We start from the raw sequence: 15,665 nt of genomic DNA, 5'->3' as shown, positions 1-15,665 counted from the left end.
ATCACCACAAGCTCGGGTCACCGGTGCCGGACGCGCGGCCGAGCGCCACCCGGGCGCGAGCTCGAGCATCGGGCGCGCCCAGGCGGGGGCGGGAAGCCGACGCGCGAGCGGCACGAGGCGCAACGCGGCCCGAAGCCGTCGCGGATGGGGGAGCGTGGCGAACAGGAGCCGGCGCTGGAGCCGTTCGGCGCGGGGCCGGGTGTGCTCCTCCTCGACGACGCGCCGGGTCTCCTCGATCAGGACGTCGTAGCGGACGCCCGAGGGGCAGCTCGAGACGCACGCCATGCAGCCGAGGCAGCGGTCGAAGTGCTCGACGACGGTCGGGCTCAGCCGCAGCGTGCCCTGCGCGGTCTTCTCCATCAGCTGAATGCGCCCGCGGGGCGAGTCCATCTCCTCGTTCCAGAGGACGTAGGTGGGGCACGTCGGCAGGCAGAAGCCGCAGTGGACGCACGCTCGCGTCAGCTCCTCGATCACGCGATCACCCGAGCACCCCGGCCGGGTCGAAGCGCTCCTTCAGCGCGCGCTGCAGCCGGCGCGCCGCGGCGGCGGGCACACCGCCCACACGATGCGGCACGTAGGCGATCCCGGCCGACGGGCGGACGACCGCCTCGCCGAGCGTCGAGAGGGTGTTCCCGAGGTCGGCCGGGGCGAAGCGGAGGCGCCCCAGAGACCGGCCCTGTCGCTCCCGCGCCTCGTCCCACACGGCCGTGTCGGCCGCCTCGCCCCCGACCAGCGCGCGGGCCGCCTCGAGCTGGGCCGCGACAGCGCGCTCACGCCCCTCGAACAGCACGGCGACACGGCCGGGGTGCAGGACGTCCAGCGCGCTCGGCTGCAACGCGGAGTGCCGGAGCGCCCGCACGACGCTCGGCGGGTCGTCCGTCTCGACGACGAGCGTCGAGGAGGTGGAGGGGAGTGGGTGCAGACGGAGCGAGACCCGCGCAACCAGTGCGAGGCTACCGCCAGAGCCGCAGACGAGCTTGCCGAGGTCGTAGCCGGCGACGTTCTTGACGACCTTGCCGCCGGAGCTCGCGATCGTCCCGTCGCCGAGGACGAGCGTGACCCCGAGGACGAGGTCGCGGGGCGTCCCGAAGCGGTGGGAGAGCGGGCCCGAGAGCCGCCCGGCGAGACATGCGCCGACGGTCGGGTCGCCCGGCGGGTCGAGGGACAGCCGCTGGCCGGAGGCGGCCAGCGACGTCCGCAGCGCGGAGAGCCGGATCCCCGCCTCGACGGTGCACGTGAGATCGCCGGCCTCGTGCTCGAGCACCCGGTCGAGGCCGTCGGTCGAGAGGTCTTCCCCGATTCGCACGCGCCGCCCCGCCGCGCTCGCGCCGGCGAGCAGCTCGGCCGCCTCCTCGACGGTGGCGGGCCGCATCAGGGGCACTAGAAGCGCTCCGCGAGCCCGAGCCGCTCGAGCGGATGTGCGCGGTAGGGGCCCGGCACCTCGCCGCAGAGCCGAGGCGTGGGGATCACCTTGCCCGGGTTGGCGAGCCCGTCGGGGTCGAACGCCCGCCGTACCCGCTCGAATGCCTCGAGGTCGCGCTCGGAGAACATCGACGGCATCGCGCACGCCTTGTCGACCCCGATCCCGTGCTCGCCCGTGAGGGAGCCGCCCGCCTCGACGCAGGCGGCGAGGATCTCGTCGGCGAGTGCCTTGGCGCGCTCGTATTGCCCGTCGACCGCGGCGTCGTAGAGGACGAGCGGATGAAGGTTGCCGTCGCCTGCGTGGAACACGTTGCCGACCCGGAGCCCGTGCTCGTCCGAGAGCTCGTCGATGCGCCGCAGCACCTCGGGGAGCCGCGTGCGCGGGACGACGCCGTCCTGGACGTAGTAGTCGGGTGAGACACGGCCCATCGCCGCGAACGCGCCCTTGCGCCCGAGCCAGAGGAGGGCGCGCTCGGCGGCGTCGCTCGCGGTGCGGATCTCGAAGGCGCCCGCCGCGCGGCACAGCGCCTCCACCGCCGCCGTGTCCTCGTCGACCTGCGCGGACACGCCGTCGAGCTCGACCAGCAGGACCGCGCCCGCCCCCTCGGGGTAGCCGGGACGGTAGGCCTGCTCCGCCGCCTGGATCGTGAAGCGATCCATGATCTCCATCGCCGAGGGGAGGATCCCCGCCGCCACGATGCGCGAGACGGCGTCTCCGGCCGCGTCGACGGACGCGAACGCGGCGAGCTGCGTGACAACCGCCTCGGGCGCGCGCACGATCCTGAGCGTCACCTCGACCGCGATCCCGAGCGTCCCCTCAGAACCCACAAGCACGCCGAGCAGGTCGGGGCCGTCGTCGCCGTCGATCGCCTTGCCGCCCAGCTCGAGCAGCTCGCCGTCCGGGAGCACGACCTTCGCCCCCGTGACGTGGTTGACCGTGAACCCGTGCTTGAGGCAGTGCGCGCCGCCCGAGTTCTCGGCGACGTTCCCGCCGATGGTGCACACCTGCTGGCTCGACGGGTCGGGCGCGTAGAAGTAGCCGTGCTCCTGGACGGCGCGGGTCACGTCGAGGTTCGCGACCCCGGGCTCGACGACCACGCGCTCGCTCTCGACATCGATCTCCAGGATCCGGTTCATGCGCGCGACGGAGACGACGACACCGTCGGCGACCGGTAGCGCGCCGCCCGAGAGGCCGGTGCCCGCGCCGCGCGCGACGAACGGCACCCGGTCGCGGGCGCAGAGGCGCAGCACGGCTCGGACGTCCTCCGCCGACCCGGGCAGGACGACGCAAGCGGGCTGGGCCCGCCACCCGGTGAGACCGTCGCAGTCGTAGGTCGCGAGGCGATCGGCGTCGATGATCACGAACGCCTCGCCCAACATGCTCGTGAGGTCGTCGACGAATCCCGGCGGAAGCGCCATGCTCCGATCCTACTTTCGGCCCGATCCGAAAAGCATCGATGATCGATGATCGCTCAATCGGTTAGGGTCACCGCCATGACGGTACCCATCGCGCGCCCCGGCAAGATCGTCTGCGTGGGGCTCAACTACAGAGACCATGCGGAGGAGCAGGGCGTCGACCTTCCGGCCGCGCCGCTCTTCTTCGCCAAGTACACGACCGCCCTGATCGGGCCCGGCGATCCGATCGTGATCCCCCCCGTGGTGACGAAGTGCGACTACGAGGCGGAGCTGGGCGTCGTGCTCGGCGCGACGGTGCGAAACGTGTCGAAGGAGAACGCCCTCGAGGCCGTCGCGGGCTACGTCGTCGCGAACGACGTGTCCGCTCGCGATCTCCAGTTCGCCGACGGCCAGTGGACGCGCGGGAAGTCCCCGGACACGTTCTGCCCCGTGGGGCCTCTCGTCCCCGCGGCCGAGGTGACCGACCCGCATGCCCTCCCGATCCGCGCGATCTTGAACGGCGAGACGATGCAGGACTCGACCACCGCGAACCTGATCTTCGGGATCGACGAGGTGATCAGCTTCGCCTCGCAGACATCGACCCTCGAGGCCGGCGACCTGATCCTGACGGGCACTCCTGCGGGCGTCGGGGTCTTCCGTGACCCGCAGCGGCTCCTACAGCCCGGGGACGAGATCACCGTCGAGGTCGACAGCGTGGGGTCGCTCACCAACCCGGTCGTGGCAGGGTGAGCGCGGCAGCTTGACGGAGGGAGCGCGGGTGCCGGATAGTCGTCGGGCCGTCATGAGCGCGATCTCGAGAACCGTGCTCCGCGAGCAGGTGAAGGACGTCCTGCTGCAGCGGATCGTCAGCGGCGAGCTGAAGCCCGGCGAGCGGCTCGTCGAGACCCGGATCGCGAGCGAGCTGGGGACGAGCCAGGCGCCGGTGCGCGAGGCGCTCCGCGACCTGGAGCTTCTGCGCATGGTGGAGTCCGAGCCGTTCCGTGGCGCGCGTGTCCGTGCATTCGGCGACGACGAGCTGATCGAGGTCTATCCGGTCCGAGCCGTCCTCGAGGAGCTCGCCGCGAAGGAGGCGTCGAAGCTGCTCGACGGGGACGTCGCCGTCCTCGAGCGCGAGGTCGACGAGATGCGCGCCGCCGCCCGGCGGGGTGACCTGAACGCGCTGGTGCGGCACGACATCGCGTTCCACCGCCTGATGGTCGAGGCCGCGGGCAACCCGGTGCTCGAGCAGTGCTGGAAGTCCCTCGGCGTCGAGGGACGGATCACGATCTCCCTCTACGGGACGTACGTCGAGCCGGACGAGGCCGCCGAGAAGCACGTCCCGATCCTCGAAGCGATTCGCTCGCGCAAGCCCGGGGCCGCTGGCCGGGAAGCGAGAAGGCACGTGGAGGAGTTCGCGCGCATCGCCCGCCAGCGCGCGAAGCGCGCAGAGGCCGCCACCCGCTGACCAAGAGGGGCTCGACCGGCGCGGCTCTCTCGGGGCTGTTCCTCGCCGCGCTCGCGCTGCGGCCGCAGATCGTCGGCGTCGGGCCGCTGATCGACGAGATCCAGGAGGACCTCGACGCCTCGCACGCGCTCGTGGGCCTGCTGGGGACGATCCCCGTGCTCTGTATGGGGCTGTTCGCCCCGCTCGCCGCCTACCTCTCCGCCCGCCTCGGGACGCGCCGGGCGATGACGATCGGGCTCGTGCTGATCGGGACCTTCGGCGTGCTCCGCGCGCTCGCACCGGGCGCGTGGCTCGTCGTCCTGCTCACGTGGGGCGTCGGCCTCGGCATGGGGCTCGGGAACGCCCTCGCGCCGCTCGCCGTGCGGGAGACGGTGCCCGAGCGCCCGGCGACGGGCACCGGCGTCTACACGACCGGCATCCAGCTCGGCTCGACGATCTCCGCGGCGGTCGCCGTGCCGCTCGCGGGGCTGCTCGGCGGCTGGCGAGGGGCCCTGATCGCCCTCTCCGTCGCAGCCTGTGTCGTCGCGCTCGCGTGGACAGTGCTCGAGCGGGGTGGGGAGGCTCACGTGCGCCCGGCCGTGCTCGTGCCCCGCCTCCCGTGGCGGTCGCGCACCGCCTGGTTGCTCGTCGCGATCTTCGCCTGCATGGGCTCGGCGTACTACGGCCTCAACGCATGGCTTCCGGACGCCTATGGCGAGCGCGGCTGGAGCGACGAGTCGGCGGGCCTGCTGCTCGCCGCGATGAACCTCACCGCCATTCCCTGCTCGTTCCTCGTCCCCTGGCTGTCCGACCGGCACGGCGGCCGCCGGCCGTGGCTGATCGGGATGAGCATCGTGTTCGCGACGGGCGCAGTGGGGCTCGTCGCCGTCCCCGGGGCCGCCTACTTCTGGGCGCTGCTCGCCGGGATCTCCCAGGGAGGGGCGTTCGCGCTGGTGATGACCCTCCCGCTCGACTTCGAGTCGACGCGCGAGCGCGTGGGGGCCCTCGTCGGGCTGATGCTCGGCGGCGGCTACTCCCTCGCCGCCGTCTCGCCCTTCGTCCTCGGCGCAGTGCGGGACGTGACGGGGTCGTTCGACGCGGTCCTGTGGGTCTGCGCGGCCTTCCTGGTGGTGATGGTCGGGCTCGTCAACGTGCTCCCGCGCCCCGCGCTCCGCTACGCCGGCGGATAGATTCGCTGCGCGTACTCCCCGACCATTCGCGCCGCCGAGAAGCGCGGGCCGTTGGTGACGAGCGAGCGCTTCACCATCGCGAGCCAGCGCCGGGGGACGCCGTCGGCGTCCCGCTCGTGGAACAGCGGGATCACGTGCTGCTCGAGGAGGTCGTAGAGGGCGTGCGCGTGCCGTGCGTCCTGCGCCGTCTCGTCCTCGCCGTCGCGCCGGGCGCCGTCGATCTCCCAGCCGTTCTGCCCGTCGTAGCCCTCGACCCACCAGCCGTCGAGCACGCTGAGGTTGAGGCCGCCGTTCGCGGCCGACTTCATCCCGCTCGTGCCGCTCGCCTCCTGCGGCGGGCGCGGCACGTTGAGCCACACGTCGCAGCCGCCCACGATCGGCGCGGCGACGGAGAGGTCGTAGTCCTCGAGGAACACGACGCGCGACGTGATGCCGATGGACTGCGAGAGGCCGAACGCGTCGACGAGCATCTGCTTCGCGTTGTCGTCGAGGGGGTGCGCCTTGCCCGCGACGACCATCTGCACCGGGGAACCGTCCGCGAAGATCCGGCGCACGCGCTCCGGGTCGTACGTGAGCAGGAACAGCCGCTTGTAGGTCGCGATCCGCCGCGCGAACCCGAGCGTCAACGTGTCGGCGGTGAACGTCTCCGCGACGGCCTTGACGCTCTCGGGATCCTCGCCCCGAAGGAGCCGGTCCTGTACGGACTTCGCCTTCACGTAGTCGACGAGCAGGCGCCGCGCGTCGTTGCGGGCGGCCCAGAGCTCCTCGTCGGGGATGTCCTCGACCGGCGCCCAGGTCTCGGGCTCGGCGGCCCGACCGAGCCATTCCTCGCCGAGGTGCCGATCGAGCAGCGCGCGCATCGGGGTGGAGAGGAAGGTCGGCAGGTGCACGCCGTTCGTCACGTGCGTGATCGGCACCTCGTCCGCGGGCACGTCGCCGTAGAGAGGCCGCCAGATCTCGCGCGCCACCTGGCCGTGGCGCAGGCTGACTCCGTTCGCCCGGCGCGAGAGCCGGAGCGCGAGCGGCGTCATCCCGGGCCACTCGTCGGTCCCCGGCCGGGTCCGGCAGAGGTCGAGGAACCGCTCCGCGTCCATGCCGAGACGCGCGGGGAGATCTGCGAAGGCCTCGAGGAAGGACGACCTCTCGTACGTCTCGTTCCCGGCGGGGACCGGCGTGTGCGTCGTGAACACGCATCGCTCCCTCGCAGCGGCCAGCGCCTCGTCGAGCGGGACGCCGCTCGCGACCTGCTCCGATGCGAGCTCGAGCGCCGCCAGCGCCGGGTGCCCTTCGTTGAAGTGCAGCACGCCCGGCTCGATCCCGAGCGCCCGCAGCATGCGGACCGTCCCGAGCCCGAGCAGCCCGTACTGCCCCAGCCGGGTGAGCGGGTTGCCCTCGTAGAGCCGCGCCGTGATCCACCGGTCGACGGGGTCGTTCTCCTCGAGCTCCGCGTCGAGCAGGTAGAGCGGCACCCGCCCGATCTCGGCCCGCCAGACGTGGAAGGCCACCTCACGCCCGAACAGCGGGAAGGCGAGCCTGAGGGGGGCGCCGAGCTCGTCCAGCACCTGCACCGTCGGCAGGCGCTCCGGCATGATCTGCGTCCAGTACTCGTGCTGCAGACCGTTGCGGTCGACGCGCTGGTGGAAGTAGCCCTTGCGGTAAAGCAGACCGACGCCGATCATCGGCAGCGCGAGGTCGCTCGCCTCCTTGAGGATGTCCCCGGCGAGCGCCCCGAGGCCACCCGAGTAGATGGGCAGCGACTGGTGGATGCCGAACTCGGCGCAGACGAAGACCACCGGTCCGCCGACTCCGTCGACGGGCGTCTCCGGGCGTGCCTTGTCCTCCTCGAGCACGCGAGCCACGCGGGCGATCCGCTCGAGCGTCGGAACGTGCGAGGCGGCGATCTCCGCGGCGTGCGTGGTGAGGTCGGCGAGCTGGCGCACGGGGTTGCGGTCGTTGATCTCCCAGGCGTGCGGGTCGAGGGCGCGGAACAGCTCCGGCCCGTCCGCATCCCACGCCCAGCGGTAGTCGAGGGCGATGCGCGCGAGCGGCGCGAGCGCACCGGGCAGCCGCAGAGCGAGCTCGGCGGCCCGCTCGTCCGCCTCCCGCGCGCCGGGCAGCGCCCCGATGTCCACGATCCGCGTCGCGCTCATGTGCCGACCCCGGTTGCCCAATGAGCGGGGAGGGGTGTGGGGAACCGGGAGGTTCCCCACGCATTCCAGAGGAAGGGGGCTCGTGGGGAGAACATGGCTTCCCCCACGAACGCGAGCCGAAGGCGAGCGTTGCTCACGGCGCCCCAAGCTAGCCGACCGGCGCTAGCCGGCGGCGCGGAAGTGGGCGATGGTGGCGGCGACGCCGACGCTCAGCGGCGTGCGCGGGAAAGATCCGACGTCGCGGTCGAACCCGGTCGCCTCGAGCTCGGCCGGGAACGGCAGCGCGTCGCCGCCCCAGGTGATCTGGGCCTCCGGCACGATCGCCCGGATCTCGGCGACGACGTCCTCGACGGTGGCCGGGACACCGGGCGCGTTGTAGACCGCCGCGCCGGGGCGGCTCGACGAGGCCGCCGTCACGAAGGCACGGGCGACGTCGGGCGCGTAGTCGTACTGCGCGGGGCCCGTGAAGCCGATCTCGTACGGCTCGTCGCGCACGGCGGCGAGCATCGCCGCGGTGGGCCCCGAGGTCATTCCCTGGTCGCGGCCCGGCCCGTACACGATGTACGGGCGCAGGCCGATCGACGGCAGTCCGGCGTCGGCTGCGTAGACCCGGGCCATGCCCTCGTCGGCGAGCTTGGAGACGCCGTAGAGCGTCCCGGGCGTGACCCCGCCGGACTCGGGCGCCGGGGACGGGTCGGACGGGCCGTAGACCGCGGTGGAGCTCGCGTACGCGACGCCGGGGATCCGGTCGAGCCGCCTGGACACCGCCTCGAGCACGTTCACCGTGCCCGCGACGTTGACCCGCATCCCGAGCGGGGGGTCCGCGCGCACGAACGGCACCTGGAGCGCCGCGAGATGCACGACACGGGTGATCCGGTGCTCGTCCAGTGTCCATTCGAGTGCGTCGAGGTCGGTGATGTCGCCGTGCACGACCGTGATCCGATCGGCCTCCTCGCCCAGCACGAGCCGCAGCCGGGAGACGTCCTCCCCGAGGTCGTAGCCGACCACCTCGGCTCCGTCTGCCAGCACCGCCCGGGCGACCCACGCGCCGAGGCAGCCGAGGACGCCGGTGACGAGGAAGCGCTCGCTCACGCCGGGCGAAGGGGGAGAGGGGGGCGAGGCCGAAGCCACGCCCCTCGCGGTTTCGGCTCAGGCAAGCGGGGCGTCCTGGTAGACCGTCACCGCTTCCGTGAAGAACTCGAGCGCGGCCCGGCCCTGCTCGTGCGGGCCGAAACCGGATCCCTTGATCCCCCCGAAGGGGACGTGTACATCGGCGCCCGCCGTCTGCGAGTTGACGTGGAGGATGCCGGCCTGCTGCTCCTCGGAGAAGCGCTGGACCGCGTGGAGGTCGCGGGTGAAGATCGACGCGGAGAGGCCGAAGGGCACGGCGTTCGCGCGCTCGAGCGCCTCGTCGAGGGTGGCGAACCGGTAGAGCGAGGTGACCGGTCCGAAGACCTCCTCGCAGGACAGGTACGCGTCGTCGGCCACGTCCTCGAACACGGTGGGCTCGACGAGGAATCCCTCGCCCTCGCCGCGCGTGCCGCCGGCGGCGACGGCCCCGCCCTCGTTCCGTCCGCGCTCGACGGCCGCGAGGACGTCCTCCAACGCGCCCTCGTTGACGAGCGGGCCGACCTCCGTCTCGGGGTCTGCCGGGTCGCCGACCCGGCCCGCCGCGATCCGTGCGAGGAGCTTCTCCCGGAAGGCGTCGTACACGCCCTCCTGCACGAGGATCCTGCGCGTGGCGGTGCACTTCTGGCCGGCGGACCAGAAGGCGCCCGCGTAGGCGGCCTCTGCGGCGCGTTCGAGCTCGGCGTCCGCCATCACGACGAGCGGGTTCTGGCCTCCGAGCTCGAGCTGCACGCGGCAGCCCCGAGCGGTGGCGGCCTCTCGAACACCGTGACCGACGGCGACCGAGCCGGTGAACGAGATTGCCCGAACGTCCGGGCTCTCGACGAGAGCGGCGCCGACCTTCGAGCCCGAGCCGGTGAGCACGTTGAGAACGCCCGCGGGCAGCCCCGCCTCGGCGAAGCACTCCGCCACGTGCAACCCGGTCCTGGGCGCATCCCACGCGAGCTTCAGCACGACGGCGTTGCCGTGGATCAATGCGGGTGCGAGCTTCCACACCGGGATCGCGATCGGGAAGTTCCACGGCGTGATCAGGCCCACCACGCCGAGCGGGCGTCGGACCGTGTAGAGCCGCTGCATGGGCACGGACGCGGCGTAGACCTCGCCGATCGGGCGCCAGGCCTCGCCCGCGGCGAAGCGGAGGATCGTCGCTGCGCGGGAGGCTTCCATGCGCGCCTCGCGCAGGGGCTTGCCCATCTCCGCCGTCATGTCCCGGGCGATCCGCTCCGAGCGCGCGTCGAGCGCGTCGGCCGCGCGGTGGAAGAACGCGGCGCGCGCGGGCGCGGGCAGGGCGGCCCAGCCCGGGAATGCCTCCCTTGCTGCGACGATCGCCGCGTGCGCGTCCTCCGCGCCGGATGCCTGGTAGACCCCGCACGTCTCGGACGGGCGCCAGGGGTCGAGCTTCTCGTAGGTCTCGCCCGAGCCTGCCTCGAGCCATTCGCCGCCGACGTAGTTCCGCGCGGGCGTCCCGGTCAGCGTCTCGGTCATCTTGCGCCCCCTTTCAGAGCAGTGAGGTGGCGAGCGCCACGGGGTTCACCAGCGTGCCCACCTCGGGGACATGGATCTCCACCCAGTTTCCCGGAACGAGGCTGAACGACTCGGGCGGGACGAGCCCGGTGCCCGTGAGGAGCACCGACCCCGGCGGCACGGGATTGTCCTTGACGAGCCAGGCCGACAGCTCGTCGAAGCTGCGCACCATCTGGGTCGTCGAGGTCTTGTCCTCGTACAGCACCTCGCCTTCCTCGTCCGAGATCCGCATGATGATCTGGAAGCCGAGTGGCTCGCGCGGCGGGATGTAGAGAGACGGGCCGATCGCGCACGCCCCGGCGTACACCTTGGCCTGGCTCAGGTAGAGGGGGTTCGCGCCCTCGATCTCCCTGGACGAGACGTCGTTGCCGATCGTGTAGGCGAGGATCTTGCCCCGCTCGCCGATCACGAGCCCGATCTCCGGCTCCGGGACGTTCCAGGTCGAGTCGCCTCGGATCCCGATGGGCTCGCCGGGCCCGACCGTGCGCCGGGATCCTGCGTCCTTGAGGAAGAGCTCCGGCCGGTGCGCGTCGTAGACGAGGTCGTACACGTCCTGCACGGCGCTCTCCTCCACGCGTGCGTTCCTGCTCCGCTCGTAGGTGACCCCGGCGCACCACACCTCCGGCGGGTCGAGCGGCGAGATGAGCGTGAGCCCCGAGTCGAGCTCGAGGCTGTACGGGTCGGCCGGTGTCACCGGGCTGCCCTCGGGCGAGAACATCTCCCCCTCCAGGAACTGCATGGGATCCGTGACCCCGGACAGCCTGCGGAAGTGACCCTCGCTGTCCACCTCGACGCCGACCGACACGCGGCCCGCTGAATCCACCCAGCGGATGATGCGGCGCATCAGTAGACCGCCCGGCCTCCGGAGATGTCGTACGTCGCGCCGGTCGAGAAGGAGCACTCCTCGCTGGCGAGCCAGCACGCGAGTGACGCGACCTCGTCGGCGGTTCCCATCCGGCCCATGGGGACGCGCTCGATCATCCAGTCGACGTGCTCTTCGGAGAGGCCCGCGAGGATCGGCGTCTCGATCACGGCCGGGGCGATGCAGTTGACGATCACGCCGGTGCGCGCGACGTCCTTGCCGATCGACTTCGTCAGCGCGATCACCGCCGCCTTCGCGGCCGAGTAGGCAGCCGCCATCGGGTTGCCTTCCTTGCCCGCGATCGACGCCACGTTGACGATCCTGCCGTACCCGCGCTCGGTCATGCCGGGGAGGACTGCGCGGTTGCAGAAGAAGACGCCGTCGGCGTCGATCGCCATGACCCGTTTCCACTCCTCGTCCGTGACGTCGACGGTGGACAGCGACGCACCCGTGATGCCGGCGGAGCAGACGAGGATGTCGATCGGCCCGAGCTCCGCGGCTGCGCGCGCCACCGCCGCGTCCACGTCGGCGGACAGCGAGACGTCGCCGGCGAGCGCGAGCGCGCCCTCCGGTGCCCCCCCGTCGACGTCGAGGGACGCGACCGTCGCGCCCTCGGCCATCAGGCGCCGCGCCGTGGCCGCGCCGATGCCGCTCGAGCCTCCGGTGACGAGCGCGACGCGGCCGGCGAAACGATCGTCGTTCGTCCGCGCCACGGCGGCTAGCCTAACTTCTCCCCGTGGGGTTCGATCCCGTCACCGACTACCCGCTCGGGTCGCGCCGCCCCGATCTGGTGACGACGCCGTCCGGGCTCGGCCTGGACGACGTCACGCTCGACGCGGCGCGAGACGGGACGCTCGTGGCGGCCGACGTGCGGGCCACCGGGGAGACGCTCGGCCTGCAGGCCGAGGTCGCGCGCGCAGGCGGCCGGTCCCAGCTCGGCGAGGCGCTGGAGCGGGCGGCGGAGCTCACCCGTGTCCCCGACGAGGAGCTGCTGGCGATCTACACGGCGCTCCGGCCCGGCCGCTCGTCGTCCGAGGAGCTCGAAGAGTGTGCTGCCAGGCTGGAGGAGCTGGGAGCGCCCCGGAACGCTGCCTTCGTGCGCGAGGCTGCGGATGCGTACGACGTGCGGGGCCTGCTGGCGCATGGCTGACGCGCGGCGGAGCCGCCGCTTCGCGGCCCGCGAGGGCACGGAGCTGCGGCGCGAGGTCCTCGTCGAGCCCTGGGCCGAGCTGGGTCTCGTGGCGGCGGACGGGCCGTCCGATCCCGCGCCCGAGCTCCGTGTCGTGGGCGGGGTCGTCACCCGGCTCGACGGGCGGGACAGCTCGGAGTTCGACGTGATCGACCGGTTCCTCGTCGCCCATGGGCTCGACCTCGAGGTCGCCGGTGAGGCCATGGCGCTGCCGGACGAGCGCGTCGCGCGGATGCTGGTGGACATCGACGTGCCGCGCGACGAGCTCGTGCGGCTCGGTCGCGGGCTGACGCCGGCCAAGCTGGCCCGCGTCGTCGGGATGCTCGACCCGGTCGAGCTGATGATGGCACTGAAGAAGCTGCGCGCCCGGCGCGACCCCGGCAACCAGGCTCATGTGACGAACCTGAAGGAGAGCCCCGCGCTGCTGGCGGCGGACGCTGCGGAGGCCGCCAGACGAGGGTTCGACGAGCTCGAGACGACCGTCGGTGTCGCCCGTTATGCGCCGCTCAACGCCCTCGCGCTGCTCGTCGGGTCGCAGGTCGGGCGTCCGGGGGTGATGACGCAGTGCGCCGTCGAGGAGCGTCGGAATCTCGAGCTCGCGATCCGCGGGCTGGTCACGTACGCCGAGACGCTGTCCGTCTACGGCACCGAGCCCGTGTTCGCCGACGGCGACGACACCCCGTGGTCGAAGGCGTTCCTCGCCTCCGCGTACGCCTCGCGCGGCGTGAAGGTGCGCTTCACCTCCGGGACCGGGTCGGAGGCGCTGATGGGCCACGCGCAGGGGCTCTCGATGCTCTACCTCGAGGCGCGCTGCGTGTCGGTCGTACGAGCCGCGGGCGCGCAGGGTGTGCAGAACGGCTCCATCTCGTGCGTCGCCCTCGTCCTGGCGCTGCCGGGCGGGACGCGCGCGATCCTCGCCGAGAACGTCCTCGCCGCGTGGCTCGACCTGGAGGTCGCCTCCGGGAACGACGCGATCGCGTCGCACTCGCCGATCCGCAAGACCGCCAAGCTGATGGGACAGCTCCTCCCCGGGACGGACTTCGTCACCTCCGGGTACTCCGTGATGCCCCGCCGCGACAACACCTTCGGCGGCGGCAACTACGACGCCGACGACCTCGACGAGTGGCTCACGATCCAGCGGGACTGGCAGGTCGACGGGGGGATCGAGCCGGTCTCGGAGGACGAGGCCCTGCGCGTGCGCGAGCGAGCCGCCCGCGCCGTGCAGGCGGTCTTCGCGGAGCTCGGCCTGCCGCCGGTCACGGACACCGAGGTCGACGCCGCGACGCTCGCCCACGGGAGCGGCGACGTCCCCGACCGCGACCGGGCGGCCGACGTCGAGGCGGCCGACGAGCTGCTCGCACGCGGGGTGTCCGCGCTCGACGTCGCGCTGGCGCTCGACCGGCGGGGGTTCGCGGACACGGCCGAGGCCGTCGTCGGGATGCTGCGGCAGCGGGTCTCGGCCGACTACCTGCAGACCTCCGCGGTGATCGAGCCCGACGGACTGGTGCGCTCCGCGGTCAACGACCCCAACCTGTACCTGGGGCCCGGGACGGGCTACCGCCTCGAAGGTGAGCGCTGGGAGCTGCTGCAGGCACTCCCGCACGTCGTCGACCCCCGGCTTCTCGGGGCCGCCGTCGCGGACGCGGAGCCGGTCGTGGAGGAGCGCGGGACGGCCGGCCCGGGCAACGATGGGTCCGAGGTCGTCGTCGCCGTGGGGCCGGCGTTCGCCGACGGGTCGCGCGAGACGATCGCCGGGCTCGGCCACGACGAGGTGCTCGCGGCGGTCCTCGACGGCCTGAGAGAGGGCGGCGCGGTCGCTCGCGTGGTGCGGATACGGCGGGCTGCGGACGTGGCCTTCATCGCGCACGACGGGGCTAGGCTCTCCGGCTCCGGGATCGCCCTCGGCCTCCAGTCGAAGGGGACGGCGGTGATCCACCGCGCCGACCTCCAGCCGCTCGACAACCTGGAGCTCTTCGGGATGAGCCCGCTCTACACCCTCGAGAGCTACCGGGCGATGGGGCGCAATGCGGCGGGGTACGCGCTCGGGCGGCGTGTAGGCCCGGTGCCGACGGAGCTCGACAACTTCGCGCGGGCCAAGCTCATCGTGCGGACGACGCTGCTCCACGCCCAGGAGGCGCGCGCGGTGGTCGCAGGGGCGCCCCCGGTCGAGCTGGCCCTGCTGAACGACGCGCCGGGCGCCGCGAGGGACAGGCCGGCCGAGGCTCAGCCGACCGCGGTGCCGAACAGCGCGCCGATCCCGTAGGTCGCGGCGAACGCCGCCGCGCCGAAGAGGAGCTGGCGGGTCCCCGAGCGGAGCACGCTCCTCCCCGTCAGCAGGGTGATCGCGGCGCCGATCCCGAAGAGCCCCGCCGCGGAGATCGCGAGCGCCAGGCCGACCGCGGCATTCCCGGACAGGAACGTGAACGGGATGATCGGCAGGATCGCCCCGAGGATGAAGAGGGCGAAGGACGTGCCCGCCGCCACCCACGGGGAGCCACCGAGCTCGTCCGGATCGATCCCGAGCTCCTCGCGCGCGTGGCTGTCGAGCGCGGTGACCGGATCGGCCGAGAGCCGCTCTGCGACCTGTCCCGCCTCACGGGGGCTGAGCCCCTTCTGCTCGTAGACGAGCGCCAGCTCGGCCCGCTCCACGTCCGGTGACGCGGCGATGTGCGCCTCCTCGACCGCGAGCTCCCGCTCGCTCAGCTCCCTGCTGGACTGGACCGAAATCCACTCGCCCATCGCCATGGAGGCGGCACCGGCGATCAACCCCGCCACGCCGGTGATCAGGATGTCCTCGGAGGCGACCCCGGCGCCGGCGACGCCCATCACGAGGCTGGCGTTGGACACGAGGCCGTCGTTCACGCCGAGCACCGCCGCGCGGAGCGCGTTCCCACCGGCCGCCCGACCACGCTGGAGGCGCGCCAGCGCCCGCCCGATCGGCTCGCCGCGCGTGTCGCCGACGAGGGCGGCGAGCGTCCGGGCGTGCCGCTCCTCGTCCCGACTGAACACGCCCGACTCGTCGAGGTAGGCCTCGGTCGACAGCAGCTCGCGATCCCGCATGATCGGCACGACGACCGTGTCCCCGAAGTCCCCGGCGAGCCGGCAGAGGATCCGTGCGCGCTGGGAAGGGTCGGCCGGCCCGGGATCGACGCCGACCTCCAGCAAGCGGGCATTCCAGTGATCCGCGTGGCGGCGCTCGTCCGCCGCGATCTGCGTGAACAGCTCCTGTCGCTCGGGATGGACCTCGGACCGGGCGAGGGCCACGTAGATCGCCTCGGCGTCCAGCTCGTCCCTGCGCGTCGCCTTCCAGCGCTCGATCGTCGCGGGATCGGTTGCGATCTCGCTCATCCGGACGGACCCT

The 15,665-nt window shown here is 72.8% G+C and carries 14 protein-coding genes; 5 read left to right on the top strand and 9 right to left on the bottom strand.

From position 1 onward, the window contains the following. The 3 genes from VFO26_RS09735 to VFO26_RS09725 form a co-directional block, all read right to left on the bottom strand. A partial coding sequence (locus VFO26_RS09735) for a 4Fe-4S dicluster domain-containing protein (RefSeq protein ID WP_325114768.1) occupies positions 1-474 on the bottom strand: 474 nt, incomplete at its 3' end. 4 nt (positions 475-478) lie between these two features. After that, the gene (locus tag VFO26_RS09730; RefSeq protein ID WP_325114767.1) at positions 479-1,372 is read right to left on the bottom strand and encodes an FAD-binding oxidoreductase; all 894 of its coding nucleotides are present in this window, start codon (positions 1,370-1,372) and stop codon (positions 479-481) included. A gap of 8 nt (positions 1,373-1,380) precedes the next feature. Continuing rightward, complete coding sequence (locus VFO26_RS09725) at positions 1,381-2,841, bottom strand: FAD-linked oxidase C-terminal domain-containing protein (RefSeq protein WP_325114766.1); 1,461 nt, start codon at positions 2,839-2,841, stop codon at positions 1,381-1,383. 75 nt (positions 2,842-2,916) lie between these two features. Here VFO26_RS09725 and VFO26_RS09720 point away from each other — a divergent pair, with 75 nt between their 5' ends. Genes VFO26_RS09720 through VFO26_RS09710 form a run of 3 tightly spaced genes read left to right on the top strand, consistent with a single transcriptional unit; the run spans position 2,917 to position 5,451 of the window. Next, positions 2,917-3,567 carry a fumarylacetoacetate hydrolase family protein gene (locus VFO26_RS09720; RefSeq protein ID WP_325114765.1) on the top strand — a complete coding sequence of 217 codons (651 nt, stop codon included), beginning with the start codon at positions 2,917-2,919 and terminating at the stop codon, positions 3,565-3,567. Between the two features lie 52 nt (positions 3,568-3,619). Continuing rightward, positions 3,620-4,282 (top strand): GntR family transcriptional regulator, encoded by a 663-nt coding sequence (locus VFO26_RS09715; protein ID WP_325114764.1) that lies wholly within the window; start codon positions 3,620-3,622, stop codon positions 4,280-4,282. Continuing rightward, positions 4,279-5,451: a CynX/NimT family MFS transporter gene (locus VFO26_RS09710; protein WP_325114769.1), complete on the top strand. Its 1,173-nt coding sequence runs from the start codon at positions 4,279-4,281 to the stop codon at positions 5,449-5,451. Before VFO26_RS09715 ends, VFO26_RS09710 begins: the two co-directional genes overlap by 4 nt. On the opposite strand, the gene glgP is transcribed toward VFO26_RS09710, so the two are convergent. The 5 genes from glgP to VFO26_RS09685 all read right to left on the bottom strand — a co-directional run bounded on the left by glgP (position 5,436) and on the right by VFO26_RS09685 (position 11,828). Then, positions 5,436-7,601, bottom strand: a complete 2,166-nt coding sequence (gene glgP / locus VFO26_RS09705) for an alpha-glucan family phosphorylase (protein ID WP_325114763.1) — start codon at positions 7,599-7,601, stop codon at positions 5,436-5,438. The genes VFO26_RS09710 and glgP overlap by 16 nt on opposite strands. A 162-nt stretch (positions 7,602-7,763) precedes the next feature. Then, complete coding sequence (locus tag VFO26_RS09700; protein ID WP_325114762.1) at positions 7,764-8,693, bottom strand: NAD(P)-dependent oxidoreductase; 930 nt, start codon at positions 8,691-8,693, stop codon at positions 7,764-7,766. Between the two features lie 57 nt (positions 8,694-8,750). Continuing rightward, positions 8,751-10,214: an aldehyde dehydrogenase family protein gene (locus VFO26_RS09695; protein WP_325114761.1), complete on the bottom strand. Its 1,464-nt coding sequence runs from the start codon at positions 10,212-10,214 to the stop codon at positions 8,751-8,753. A gap of 13 nt (positions 10,215-10,227) precedes the next feature. Next, the gene (locus VFO26_RS09690) at positions 10,228-11,076 is read right to left on the bottom strand and encodes a fumarylacetoacetate hydrolase family protein (protein ID WP_325114760.1); all 849 of its coding nucleotides are present in this window, start codon (positions 11,074-11,076) and stop codon (positions 10,228-10,230) included. A gap of 20 nt (positions 11,077-11,096) precedes the next feature. Continuing rightward, positions 11,097-11,828, bottom strand: a complete 732-nt coding sequence (locus VFO26_RS09685) for an SDR family NAD(P)-dependent oxidoreductase (protein ID WP_325114759.1) — start codon at positions 11,826-11,828, stop codon at positions 11,097-11,099. 23 nt (positions 11,829-11,851) lie between these two features. Here VFO26_RS09685 and VFO26_RS09680 point away from each other — a divergent pair, with 23 nt between their 5' ends. Together VFO26_RS09680 and VFO26_RS09675 are read left to right on the top strand one after the other, a co-directional pair. Further along, a complete protein-coding gene (locus VFO26_RS09680; protein ID WP_325114758.1) occupies positions 11,852-12,265 on the top strand; it encodes a diol dehydratase small subunit in 414 nt (137 codons plus the stop codon). Continuing rightward, a complete protein-coding gene (locus VFO26_RS09675) occupies positions 12,258-14,567 on the top strand; it encodes a propanediol/glycerol family dehydratase large subunit (protein ID WP_325114757.1) in 2,310 nt (769 codons plus the stop codon). The genes VFO26_RS09680 and VFO26_RS09675 overlap by 8 nt, the downstream gene beginning before the upstream one ends. On the opposite strand, the gene VFO26_RS09670 is transcribed toward VFO26_RS09675, so the two are convergent. Then, positions 14,528-15,652: a VIT1/CCC1 transporter family protein gene (locus tag VFO26_RS09670; RefSeq protein ID WP_325114756.1), complete on the bottom strand. Its 1,125-nt coding sequence runs from the start codon at positions 15,650-15,652 to the stop codon at positions 14,528-14,530. The two genes, VFO26_RS09675 and VFO26_RS09670, sit on opposite strands and share 40 nt — an antisense overlap. Positions 15,653-15,665: the final 13 nt, after the last annotated feature.

Origin of the sequence: Gaiella sp. (assembly GCF_035710885.1) — a bacterium.
GTDB lineage: Bacteria > Actinomycetota > Thermoleophilia > Gaiellales > Gaiellaceae > Gaiella.
The sequence above is the reverse complement of the archived record's forward strand: the minus strand, read 5'-3'. Positions and strand labels throughout refer to the sequence as shown.